This window comes from Actinomadura rupiterrae, assembly GCF_024172125.1.
Classification (GTDB): Bacteria; Actinomycetota; Actinomycetes; order Streptosporangiales; family Streptosporangiaceae; genus Spirillospora; species Spirillospora rupiterrae.
This window is the reverse complement of sequence record NZ_JAMZEA010000005.1, coordinates 857,678-869,645: the sequence shown is the minus strand read 5'-3', so window position 1 is coordinate 869,645 and position 11,968 is coordinate 857,678. Positions and strand designations below refer to the sequence as shown.

At 72.7% G+C, this 11,968-nt stretch carries 9 protein-coding genes and 1 pseudogene; 9 read left to right on the top strand and 1 reads right to left on the bottom strand.

From position 1 onward, the window contains the following. The 9 genes and pseudogenes from FHU30_RS20760 to FHU30_RS20720 all read left to right on the top strand — a co-directional run. Positions 1–334, top strand: a pseudogene (locus FHU30_RS20760) (RNase J family beta-CASP ribonuclease); the annotation flags it as partial. A 138-nt stretch (positions 335–472) separates the two neighbouring features. Continuing rightward, on the top strand, positions 473–2,185 hold the full coding sequence (locus FHU30_RS20755; protein WP_253878003.1) for a bifunctional protein-serine/threonine kinase/phosphatase: 1,713 nt from the start codon (positions 473–475) through the stop codon (positions 2,183–2,185). A 149-nt stretch (positions 2,186–2,334) separates the two neighbouring features. Further along, positions 2,335–4,962, top strand: a complete 2,628-nt coding sequence (locus FHU30_RS20750) for an FtsK/SpoIIIE family DNA translocase (RefSeq protein ID WP_253878001.1) — start codon at positions 2,335–2,337, stop codon at positions 4,960–4,962. A gap of 415 nt (positions 4,963–5,377) precedes the next feature. Then, complete coding sequence (locus tag FHU30_RS20745) at positions 5,378–6,136, top strand: helix-turn-helix domain-containing protein (RefSeq protein ID WP_253877999.1); 759 nt, start codon at positions 5,378–5,380, stop codon at positions 6,134–6,136. A gap of 127 nt (positions 6,137–6,263) precedes the next feature. Then, positions 6,264–7,715, top strand: coding sequence for a 30S ribosomal protein S12 methylthiotransferase RimO (gene rimO, locus FHU30_RS20740; RefSeq protein ID WP_253877997.1), 1,452 nt, complete (start codon positions 6,264–6,266; stop codon positions 7,713–7,715). Continuing rightward, the gene (gene pgsA / locus FHU30_RS20735; protein ID WP_253877995.1) at positions 7,712–8,308 is read left to right on the top strand and encodes a CDP-diacylglycerol--glycerol-3-phosphate 3-phosphatidyltransferase; all 597 of its coding nucleotides are present in this window, start codon (positions 7,712–7,714) and stop codon (positions 8,306–8,308) included. Before rimO ends, pgsA begins: the two co-directional genes overlap by 4 nt. A gap of 110 nt (positions 8,309–8,418) precedes the next feature. Then, the gene (locus FHU30_RS20730; protein ID WP_253877993.1) at positions 8,419–9,717 is read left to right on the top strand and encodes a CinA family nicotinamide mononucleotide deamidase-related protein; all 1,299 of its coding nucleotides are present in this window, start codon (positions 8,419–8,421) and stop codon (positions 9,715–9,717) included. Between the two features lie 111 nt (positions 9,718–9,828). Next, positions 9,829–10,185, top strand: a complete 357-nt coding sequence (locus FHU30_RS20725; RefSeq protein ID WP_117361047.1) for a helix-turn-helix domain-containing protein — start codon at positions 9,829–9,831, stop codon at positions 10,183–10,185. Between the two features lie 290 nt (positions 10,186–10,475). Next, positions 10,476–10,943, top strand: coding sequence for a Dps family protein (locus tag FHU30_RS20720; protein WP_253877991.1), 468 nt, complete (start codon positions 10,476–10,478; stop codon positions 10,941–10,943). A gap of 97 nt (positions 10,944–11,040) precedes the next feature. On the opposite strand, the gene FHU30_RS20715 is transcribed toward FHU30_RS20720, so the two are convergent. Then, complete coding sequence (locus tag FHU30_RS20715) at positions 11,041–11,931, bottom strand: LysR family transcriptional regulator (RefSeq protein WP_253877989.1); 891 nt, start codon at positions 11,929–11,931, stop codon at positions 11,041–11,043. Positions 11,932–11,968: the final 37 nt, after the last annotated feature.

The following is an 11,968-nucleotide window of genomic DNA, read 5'->3' as shown; positions in this document are numbered from 1 at the left end:
GGACGGGCTGTCAGTCGGCGAGGTCACCGAGACCTCGCTGAAGGACCGCCGGATCCTCGGCGAGGAGGGCTTCGTGTCCATCGTCGTCGGGATCGACTCCACCTCCGGCAAGCTGGTCGCCGGACCGGAGATCCACGCCCGCGGCGCGGGCATCGTCAACCAGGACTTCGACGAGATCATCGACCGCCTGGAGGACGCGCTCCGCGACGCCGGCCTGAACGGCGTCAACGACCAGCACCAGATCAACCAGATCATCCGGCGCACCGTCGGCAAGTGGGTGAGCGACAACTACCGCCGCCGCCCCATGATCATCCCGGTCGTCGTCGAGGTCTGACCCTCGCCCCGGCCGCAGGCGGCCCCGGAACGCTCCCCGTTCCGGGGCCGTCGCACGTCCGGACCGCCTTCACAAGCCACTCGTGCGGGCGGGTGCAGCGCGCTACTTTGTGCGGAGACGACGGCGGCGGAGGGCTGAGTGGCGCGCGAGGCTTCGGCGGTGGCGTACGAGTACGCCGTGGGTTCGGACGTGGGCACGCTCCGCGAGGTCAACGCCGATTCCGGCTATGCGGGACCGCATCTGCTCGCGGTCTCCGACAGCGGCTCCGCGGAGGGCGCCGCGGGCGCGGCGGTGATCGCCGCACTCCGGGAGCTGGACGTCCGGCAGGTGCCCCAGAGGGATCTCCTGAGCTCGCTGGAGAACGCCGTCGCGTACGCCAACCGCGGGCTCGCGGTGAACGGCCTGGCCGGTCCGCACCGGCCGGGCGCGGGTGCGACACTGACCGCGATGCTGTCGTCGGGCAACCAGTTCGCGCTCGTCCACATTGGCAACTCGCGCGCCTACCTGCTGCGCAACGGTGAGCTGTTCCAGATCACCCACGACCACACGGTGGCGCAGTCGCTGGCGGACGAGGGTCAGATCGCCGACGGCGAGGTCGCCGCCCACCCGCAGCGCTCGGTCCTGCTGCGCTCGCTGGACGGAAGCGACGACCCGGACCCGGACCTGAGCCTCCGCGAGGCCCAGCTCGGCGACCGCTACCTGCTGTGCACCGACGGCCTGTACTCGGTGCTGACCCCCGAGACGATCTACGTTCCGCTGACCGGTGCGCAGGACCCGGACAGGGCGGTCCAGCAGCTGATCGAGCTGGCCAGGCGGGCCGGCGGCCCGGACAACATCACCTGCCTCGTCGCCGACGTCACGCTGGACAGAAGGCAGAACGACAGGCCTCACCTCACGGGCGCGGTGGCCGATGCGGAGCTCGATGCGACCGGCGCCACGCTGCGGAGACCGCCGGTGCCGGAGCGCGGGCCCTCGGTGCCGTGGGCGGCGCCTCGGCCGCCGATGCCTTGGGACGCGCGTCCGGAACGGGTGGAACCGGCCGGGTTCGAGCTGGACGGGTACGAGATCTTCGAGAAGCTCGGGGAGGGCGGCAACGCGGCGGTCTACCGGGCGCGCCGGACGGCGCTCGGCCGCGAGGTGGCGATCAAGCTGGTGCACCAGCGGATCGTGGACGAGCGCGACCGGCGCCGCTTCCAGCGGGAGCTGGACGCCTGCGTGCGCCTCTCCGAGCACCCGAACGTCGTGACGCTCTACGACGCCGGGACGCTCCCCGGCGGGCGTCCGTACCTGGTCATGGAGCTGTGCCCCGGCGGGTCGCTGTCCGACGGGCTGCGGACGCGCGGGCCGATGCCGGCGGTGAGCGTCCGGGAGATCGGGATCCAGGTGGCGGACGCGCTGGACGCGGCGCACGCGCACAGCGTCCTGCACCGCGACATCAAGCCCGCGAACCTGCTGCTGACCCGGTTCCACCGGGTCGCGCTCGCCGACTTCGGGATCGCCGCGCTGCCCGTCCCGGGCCAGGACGTGTCGATCACGCTCGCGATGACCCCGGTCTACGCGGCCCCGGAGATGTTCGACGACGCGCCGCCGTCCGCGCAGGCGGACGTGTACTCGCTCGGCGCGACGCTGTACGCGCTGCTGGCGGGCCGTCCGCCGCACGCGCCCGAACGCGCGCTCCCGGCCGCCGCGCTCGTCGCCCACCTGCTGCGCAGCCGCGGCGCGCCCGTGCGGGACGTCCCGGGCGCTCCGGGGCCGCTGGTCGCGGTGCTGCGGCGCGCGCTGGAGGCCGATCTCAGCCGCCGCTACCGGACGGCCGCCGAGTTCCGCGACGCCCTCACCGCCACCCGCTAGCCTCCGCTAGCCCCCCGCGGGCTCCCATTCTGGGAGCATCCAGACGCGGGTCCCGGACGTCCCAGGGGACATAACGGGATTCCGGGGGTCGCACTGACACGCCGGGGCGATCCTGGGAACCCCGGTCGGACTTGGTTAATCTCATCAGCATGGCCACACGTGCGTCCGGGGGAGCGAAGACCGCGTCGTCGTCCTCGCGTTCCGGGGGTGGCGGGGCGGCGGGGAAGGGCGGCGGCGCCCGGTCCGGTGGGGCCAAGAGCGGCGGCGGCAAGCCGCCCGCGCCGCGCAAGCCCCGGGCGAACGGGTCGAAGCGGGCCCCGGCGCGCAAGCAGCCGAGCCAGCCCGATCCGGTGCCGCAGCTGGTGCTGGGCCTGTTCAAGCTGCTGTTCAAGCTCTACCACCTGGCCGCCGTGGCGGTCGGGTCGATCTTCCGCGCGTACGGCAACGGCGCGCGCGAGCTGGACGAGGAGCACCGCCGCGACGGGCTCGGCCTCGCGCTGCTCGGCGCCGCGATCGTGCTCGCGTCGGTCACCTGGTGGACGCCCGAGGGCGTGGTCACGGTCGCGCTCGAACGCGTCGTGCGCGGCGCGCTCGGCGTGCTGGCGATGACGCTGCCGGTCGTGCTGGCCGTCCTCGCGTGGCGCACGCTGCGGCATCCCGAGCACAACGAGGACACCGGACGCGTCGTCATCGGCCTCACCGCGCTCGGCGTCGGCGTCCTCGGCATCATCCACATCGCGTCCGGCAGCCCCACCCCGGCGCACGACATGGACGGGGTGCGCGGCGCGGGCGGCGTGATCGGCTGGCTGGTCGCCGCGCCGGTGCGCGCCGCGCTGTCGGCGTGGGTCGCGGTGCCGCTGCTGCTCCTGCTGTCCGGGTTCGGGCTGCTCGTGGTGACCGCGACGCCGATCGCGCGCGTCCCAGACCGGCTCGCCGAGCTGTGGTCGGTGGCGACGCTGCAGGGCCGCCCGGCGCGTCCGGAGGACGAGGCCGACGGCGACGAGAAGCCGAAGCGCCGCCGCAAGAAGAAGGACGAGGACGCGGAGCTGGAGGTCGGGGAGCACTCCCGGCCGTACGACACGCCCGTCCTGGACGACGAGACCGCCAAGAAGAACCGCAAGGGCGACCTCGCCGACGACATCTTCGGGCCCGACCCGCTCGGCTCCGACGACGTCCCGATGCCGCCCCCGCCGCCGGTCGAGGACGACATCCCGGACGATCTGCTCGTCTCGCCCGGCAACGCGCCGGACGTCCCGGACCCGAGCCCCGCGCCGTCCCGCACCGAGCAGCTCCCGCTGTCGTCGTCCGGCGAGATCTACGAGCTGCCCGACCCGGCGACGCTGCGTCCCGGCAGCGTGGCCAAGCCGCGCACCAAGGCCAACGACACCGTGGTCAACTCGCTCACCGAGGTGCTGGAGCAGTTCAACATCGACGCGCAGGTCACCGGGTTCACCCGGGGCCCGACGATCACCCGGTACGAGATCGAGCTCGGCCCGGCGGTGAAGGTCGAGAAGATCACGGCGCTGACCAAGAACATCGCCTACGCGGTGAAGTCCTCGGAAGTCCGGATCATCTCCCCGATCCCCGGCAAGTCCGCCATCGGGGTCGAGATCCCCAACGTGGACAAGGACATCGTCAGCCTCGGCGACGTGCTCCGCTCGCCCGCCGCGACCAACGAGCACCACCCGATGATCGTCGGCCTCGGCAAGGACGTCGAGGGCCGCACGGTCGTGGCGAACCTGGCCAAGATGCCGCACATCCTCATCGCGGGCGCGACCGGCGCGGGCAAGTCGACCTGCATCAACGGCCTCATCACCTCGGTCATGATGCGGGCCACGCCGGATGAGGTGCGCATGATCCTGGTCGACCCCAAGCGGGTCGAGCTCACCATGTACCAGGGCATCCCGCACCTGATCACGCCGATCATCACCAACCCCAAGAAGGCCGCCGAGGCGCTCGAATGGGTCGTCGGCGAGATGGACCGGCGCTACGACGACCTCGCCGCGTCCGGCTTCCGGCACGTGGACGACTTCAACAAGGCCGTCCGCGCGGGCAAGCTCACCGCGCCGCCCGGCAGCGAGCGGGTCTACACGCCCTACCCGTACATGCTGGTCATCGTCGACGAGCTGGCCGACCTGATGATGGTCGCCCCCCGCGACGTCGAGGACTCGGTCGTCCGGATCACCCAGCTCGCCCGCGCGGCGGGCATCCACCTGGTGCTGGCCACCCAGCGCCCCTCGGTGGACGTGGTGACCGGCCTGATCAAGGCGAACGTGCCGTCCCGGCTGGCGTTCGCGACGTCCTCGCTCGCCGACAGCCGGGTCATCCTCGACCAGCCGGGCGCGGAGAAGCTGGTCGGCCAGGGCGACGCGCTGTTCCTGCCGATGGGCGCGTCCAAGCCGATGCGGCTGCAGAACGCCTACGTCTCCGAGAAGGAGATCCACGCGGTCGTCGACCACTGCAAGGCGCAGATGGAGGCGTCCTACCGGGAGGACGTCGCCGCGCCCACCGGGCCGAAGAAGGAGATCGACGAGGAGATCGGCGACGACATGGACCTGCTCGTGCAGGCCATCGAGCTCGTCGTGACCACGCAGTTCGGCTCGACGTCCATGCTCCAGCGCAAGCTGCGGGTCGGGTTCGCCAAGGCGGGCCGCCTGATGGACCTGATGGAGAGCCGGGACATCGTCGGCCCGAGCGAGGGGTCCAAGGCCCGCGACGTGCTCGTCAAGCCGGACGAGCTGGCCGGCGTCCTCGCCGACGTCCGCGGCGCCTCCTGACACCCCTTTCGCCCACGCGGCCGGGTGCCCTTGCGACCACGCGGCTGACGCCCCTTTCGGCCGTGCGGCCGGCGCTCCGTTCGAACACGCGGCGCGCGGGCCGTCCGCGGATTCGTTCGAAGGCGGCGCGCCGTCCGGCCGCCCGGTTTCGCTCGTGTGTTCAGGCCGGCCGCCGGAAATGCGGGCCGAGTTCTGCGCGTCGGCGTGTCCGCGGGCCCGAAGCATGATCCACTTGTGGTCGGGCCGGGCCCGCCGTGAACGGCGGCGGTCGATGGCCCGAACGTGGACGGAATGATGCGAAATCTTGCCCCGTTTCCCATGTGTTGGCTATCGCTCCGGGGGCATGGCGCTTTCTAGACTGGAACCACCGGCATGGGGGTTGGTCGCCTGATGGTGCGCTCTGAGGGAGGCTCGCGTGAGCATCGGTGAGACCTTGGCGAGCGAGCGCGAGCGGGCCGGACTCACCCTCACCCAGGTGAGCCTGCGCACCCGGATCCGCGAGACGGTCGTCCGCGCGATCGAACACGACGACTTCAGCCCGTGCGGCGGCAACTTCTACGCGCGCGGGCACATCCGCAGCATCGCGCGGGTCATCGGGATCGATCCGGAGCCGCTCGTCCAGGAGTACGACGAGACGCACGGCGGCGCGCCGCAGCCGGTGTCGGCCGTCGCGGCGTTCGAGCCCGAGGCGTCGGTCCCGCTGCGCGAGCGCCGCTCCCCGAACTGGACGGCCGCGATGGCGCTCGCGCTCGTCCTGGTCGTCGGCTACGGGATCTTCCAGGTGGTGAGCGGCGGCGGTGGCGAGCACCACGCCGCCCAGCAGGTCGCGGGCACGCCCGAGGCGCCCAAGCCGAGCACGCCGCCGCCGACCGCGACCCCTTCGCCGAGCGCGACGCCGCACAAGGGCGTCCAGATCAAGCTGAAGGCGCGCCGGTCCACCTGGGTGGACGTCCGGGGCGACAAGGGCCGGTCGCTGTTCAGCGGGACGCTGTCGGCCGGCGACGCGCGCGGCTGGTCGGCCCGCAAGGTGATCAGCGTCGTGATCGGCAACGGCGGCGGTGTCCGGGTGATCGTGAACGGCCGGGACATCGGCTCGCCGGGCGCGAACGGGAACGTTCTCACGCTGAAGTTCACCCCGTCCGATCCCAAGCCGCAGGACACCCAGTCCGCCTGACCCCGCGGCGGTGGGCCTCTGCCGGCCCGGCCGGACGTCCCCGGTGTGCTTCCGGCAGGCGGCGCGGTGGTCCCGGCGGGGGCTCCGGTGGTCCGCGGAGGGTCCGGCGCCCGTTACCTTTGGAGGCATGTCCAACCGCCGCACGGTCTCCCTCGTCACGCTCGGATGCGCCCGGAACGAGGTCGACTCCGAAGAGCTCGCCGCCCGGATCGAGGGCGCGGGCTGGGACCTCACCGACAGCTCCGACGGCGCCGACGTGGTCGTGGTGAACACCTGCGGGTTCATCGACGCGGCCAAGAAGGACTCCATCGACACGCTGCTCGCCGCGCACGACTCCGGCGCGAAGGTCGTCGCCGCCGGGTGCATGGCCGAGCGGTACGGCGCGGAGCTGGCCGAGGCGCTGCCCGAGGCCGACGCGGTGCTGAGCTTCGACGACTACGCCGGCATCGGCGAGCGGCTGGACGACGTGATGGCCGGCCGCCGCCGCGACGCGCACACGCCGCGCGACCGCCGCACGCTGCTGCCGATCTCGCCGGTCGAGCGCTCCGGATCCGCCGCGTCCGTGGCGATCCCGGGCCACGGCGACGCCGCGTCGTCCGGCGCGGAGCCCGGCCAGGACGCGCCTTCGGACCTTCCGGACGGCGTGGCCCCGGCGTCCGGGCCGCGCGTGCTGCGCCGCCGCCTCGGCGGGGGACCGGTCGCGCCGCTGAAGCTGGCGTCCGGCTGCGACCGCCGCTGCACCTTCTGCGCGATCCCGGCGTTCCGCGGCGCCTATGTGTCCCGGAACCCGGCCGAGGTGCTGGAGGAGGCGCGCTGGCTCGCCGGGCACGACGTCCGCGAGCTGGTCCTGGTCTCGGAGAACTCCACGTCCTACGGCAAGGACCTGGGCGACCTGCGCGCGCTGGAGAAGCTGCTGCCGCAGCTGGCCGCCGTGGACGGCGTGGAGCGCGTCCGCGCGTCCTACCTGCAGCCCGCCGAGCTGCGCCCGGGCCTGCTGGAGGTGCTCTGCCAGACGCCCGGCGTCGCCCGCTACTTCGACCTGTCCTTCCAGCACGCCGCCGGTCCGGTGCTGCGCTCGATGCGCCGCTTCGGCGACCGCGAGCGGTTCCTGGAGCTGCTGCGGCGCGTCCGCGAGCTGGCCCCCGAGGCGGGCGTCCGGTCCAACTTCATCGTCGGCTTCCCCGGCGAGACCGAGGACGACCTGGACGAGCTCATGGCGTTCCTCACCGACGCGCGGCTCGACGCGGTCGGCGTGTTCGGCTACTCCGACGAGGACGGCACCGAGGCCGCGACGCTGGACGGCAAGCTCGACGCCGCCGAGGTCGCGCGCCGCGTCGAGGAGGTCTCGGCGCTGGCCGAGGAGCTGACCGCGCAGCGCGCCGAGGACCGGATCGGCACCGAGATCTCCGTGCTGGTCGAGGAGAAGACCGCCGACGGCTACGAGGGACGCGCCGAGCACCAGGCCCCGGAGGTGGACGGCATGGTGCTGGTCCGCGGCGAGGGCCTGTCGATCGGTGAGTTCGTGACCGCGACCGTGGTCGGCAGCGACGGCGTGGATCTCGTGGCGGAACTCTCATGACCCCCGGCGCGCCGGGGCCGGTGGCCGAGCCGCCGCCCCCGCCGCCCGCCAGCCTCTACAACGTCGCGAACCTGCTCACCCTGGTGCGCATCCTGCTGGTGCCGGTGTTCGTGTGGCTGCTGCTGCGCGACACCACGGCCTGGCGGCTCGCCGCGTTCGCGGTGTTCGCGGCCGCGTCGGTCACCGACAAGATCGACGGTGACCTGGCGCGCAAGTACAACCTGGTCACCGACTTCGGGAAGATCGCCGACCCGATCGCGGACAAGGCGCTGACCGGCGCGGCGCTAATCTCGCTGTCGGTGCTCGGGCGGCTGTGGTGGTGGGTGACCATCGCCATCCTGGTCCGCGAGATCGGGATCACGCTGCTGCGGTTCGTGGTGATCCGGTACGGGGTGATCCCGGCCAGCAAGGGTGGCAAGCTCAAGACGACGCTCCAGATCCTCGCGATCGGGCTCTACGTCCTGCCACTGCCGGGGTTCGTCCAGCCGGTCGCTTGGGTCGCGATGGCCGCCGCGCTGATCGTCACGGTCGTGACCGGCGTCGACTACCTCTTCCAGGCGTGGCGCCTGCGCAAAGCCGCCACGGCGCGCTGATCCATCGTTGCCGTACGTGTCCATTCAGTCGCCGATGGTGACTGGTGTGGGTGCTCGCGGGACTGTCGGCGGCGGGCAGTAGGTTGTTGCCTGGACGGAAGGGGGCGACCGTGCTGCGTGTGGAACTGCTGACGGTCGGGGACGAGCTGCTGCTCGGCGACACGATCAACGGGAACGCGGCCTGGCTGGGGCAGCGGCTCGCTGAGCGGGGCGTCGAGGTCACGCGGAGCGTGGTCGTGGGTGACGGGCTGGACGAGATCATCCAGGCCGTCCGGGACGCGCTGGGGCGCGCGGACGCGGTGATCACCACCGGCGGCCTCGGCCCGACGTCCGACGACCTGACCCGGGACGCGCTGGCCAAGGCCGCCGGGGTGCCGCTCGTCCGGGAGGGGGCGCTGGAGCACCGGCTGCGCGAGCGGGTGGCGGCGTCCGGGGCCGAGCTGCAGCCGATGGCGCTGCGCATGGCCGACGTCCCGGAGGGCGCCCGCGTCCTCGCGAACTCCGCGGGCAGCGCGCCCGGCCTGCGGGTCGAGCTGCCGGGCGGGCCGGTCTACGCGCTGCCCGGCGTGCCGTACGAGATGCGCACGATCATGGACGAGATCGTCCTGCCCGAGCTGGCCGAGCGCGCCGGGCTGCCCGCCGTGGCGCGCCGCACGCTGCGCACGGCCGGGGTGTGGGAGTCGGTCGTCGCCGCGCGGGTCGCCGAGGTCGAGGAGATGCCCGGCGTGACGCTGGCGTACCTGCCCGACCCGTCGGAGGTCCGGGTCCGGATCACCGCCGCCGGTGAGGACCCGGCCGCGCTGCTGGCCGAGGCCGAGGGGCGGGTGCGCGAGCTGCTCGGCGACGCTGTCTACGCCGAGGGCGACGAGTCGCTCGACCGGGTCGTCCACCGGCTGCTGGCCGAGCGGAGCGCGACGGTCGCGACCGCCGAGTCGCTCACCGGCGGGCTGATCGGCGCGGAGCTGACCCGGATGCCCGGATCGTCCGCCACGTACGCGGGCGGCGTCGTGGCGTACGCCACCGTGCTCAAGGAGCGGCTGCTCGGCGTGGACGGCTCCCTGCTGGCCGCCGAGGGCGCCGTCCATCCGGACGTGGCCCTGCAGATGGCCGGCGGCGCGCGCGACCGGCTCGGCGCGGACTACGGCCTCGCGGTGACCGGTGTCGCCGGTCCGGAGCCCCAGGATGACCAACCTGTGGGAACGGTCTATATCGCGGTGGCCGGACCCGGAAATGCGTTCCGCGTAACGCGCCCGCGACTCCCCGTGCCCGGATCGGGCGCCGAGAGCCGCGCCGTGCTGCGCCGCATGACCGTGGTGCACGCCCTTGACCTGCTACGTCGCGTCCTGATCGGACTTGACGCGGAGCCCGCGGCCGGGGACGCTCAGAAAGATCGGGAAGAGTCGGGCTGATTACAGCGTTACGTTCCGAGCGAACACGAAATCGACGGTCTGCCACGGCCGCGCTCCGGGCGGGTACGGTGGAACCGGCAGATGGTCCGAACTGAGGGAGGGAGCGAGACGATGGTCCTGCTTCGCAGCCTGCTCGGTGACGTCCTGCGGGCGCTGCGGCTGCGCCAGGGGCGCACCCTCCGCGAGGTGTCGGCGGCGGCCCGGGTGTCGCTGGGCTACCTGTCCGAGGTTGAGCGTGGGCAGAAGGAGGCGTCCTCCGAGCTGCTGTCCTCGATCTGCAAAGCCCTCGGGGTGCCGCTCAGCCACGTCCTGCGCGAGGTGGCCGACCAGCTGGCGCTGGCCGAGCTGCAGCACGAGCCGGTGATGGCCGGCGCGCCGCCCGAGCACGAGCGCATCAGCACCGACACGGTGCCCGATTCGCCGGAAGAGATCGCGGGCGAGTTCCGGGCCGACATGGTGGCCGCCTGACGGTGGCCCGGAACGGCGACCGTTCCCGCGGTCGCCCCACCGCGTGTCGGCACGCGCCTGTTCGTCGCTCGGCAGATATTCGACTCCGTTCTGTAGTCGTTCGACTTCGCTCGGTCGTTCCGCGACCACGCTCCCTCCCGGGCCGGTGCGGACGATCCTTGACCGGGCCTGTGCGGTGTGTCACGACTGAAAGCGGCATTTCAGGGCAGGTTTCCGCGTTGTAACGACTCCGTGCTGTTGTCACGACTCAGTGCTGGCGACACAGCGCAACGACGCGGAAGGAGCTCAAGATGGCTGCCGTGAAGAGCCCCCTTTCCGAGGCCGCGCAGAAGGTGACGGGCGAGGCCCTGCAGGGCGCGCTCGTGGACCTGGTCGACCTCGCCCTCTACGCCAAGCAGGCGCACTGGAACCTGGTCGGACCCCGGTTCAAGGTGGTCCACGAGCATCTGGACGAGATCGTCGACCTGGCCCGGCAGGCGCAGGACGACGTGGCCGAGCGGGCGGTCGCGATCGGCGTGAACCCGGACGGCCGGTCCCGCACGATCGCCGACCGCACCCGGCTCCAGCAGCTGGAGTCCGGCTACCTCGACGATGACAAGGTCGTCGCGGCCGTGACCGGCACCCTGTTCGAGATCATCGCCCGGTTCCGCGAGCGGATCGCCGCGACCGACGAGCCCGACCCGGTCACCCAGGACCTCCTCATCGGCATCACCGCCGACCTGGAGAAGCAGCACTGGATGTTCCAGGCCCAGTCCTGACGCTTTCCCTGCAGAACCCCGCCCGGAGTCTCGGGCGGGGTTCTGGGCTTTCCAGGCCGATCGCCTCGCTTTCCGGGCCAATCACTTCGTCCCGGTCTCACCAGGCTGAGGCGGCTTCCAGGCAGGCGCGGACGAAGTCGCGGAGGACGGGATCGGTGTCCCCGCGCGGCCAGACGACGGCGAGCCGGCTTTCAGGCGCGTCCACGACGGGGCGGTAGACGACGCCCGGACGCCGGTACACGCGGGACGTCATCTCCGACAGCATCGCGATGCCGCGCCCCGCCTGGACGGCCTGGAAGTAGTCCTCGGAGTTGTGCACCTCGGCGCCGATCCTCGGCTGCGTGCCGAGCCGGTCGACGGCCAGCCAGAAGTCGCGCAGCGGACCGGCCGAGGCGGGCAGCGCCACGAACGTCTCGTCCCGCAGATCGCGCAGGCGGACGGTCTCGTGCGCGGCGAGCCGGTGGCCCTCTGGAAGCGCGACGCAGCGGCCCTCCCGGACGAGGACCTCGTGGTCGAGCCGGTTCGCGCCCGGCAGCGGAAGGCGGAGCAGCGCGGCGCGGTCGCGGCCTGACAGGACGGTGCCCGCCGGGTCGTCCCAGTCGTTCAGGCGGAGATCGATCCGCCGGTCCGGACGCAGCTCGGCGAACCGCTCGGTCACACCGCGCAGCAGGCCCGGCTCGATCGCCGAGTGGTACCCGATCGGCAGCACGCGCGCGGCGGCGTCGCGTTCGGCGCGCGCCCGCCGCTCCCAGTCGTCCAGCGTCTCGACGGCGGCGCGGGCGACGGGCAGCAGCGAGCGGCCCGCCTCGGTCAGCGCCACCGAATGCCGGTTCCGGACGAACAGGGGCGTGCCCAGCTCGTCCTCCAGCCGCCGGACGGCCTTGGACAGCGCGGGCTGCGCCACGTACAGCCGCTCCGCCGCGCGGGTGAAGTGCAGCTCCTCCGCGACGGCGACGAAGTACCGCAGCGAGCGCGTCGAGACGTCCATGCCGCCACGGTAATGCCGATCCGGCATGACGATGGAT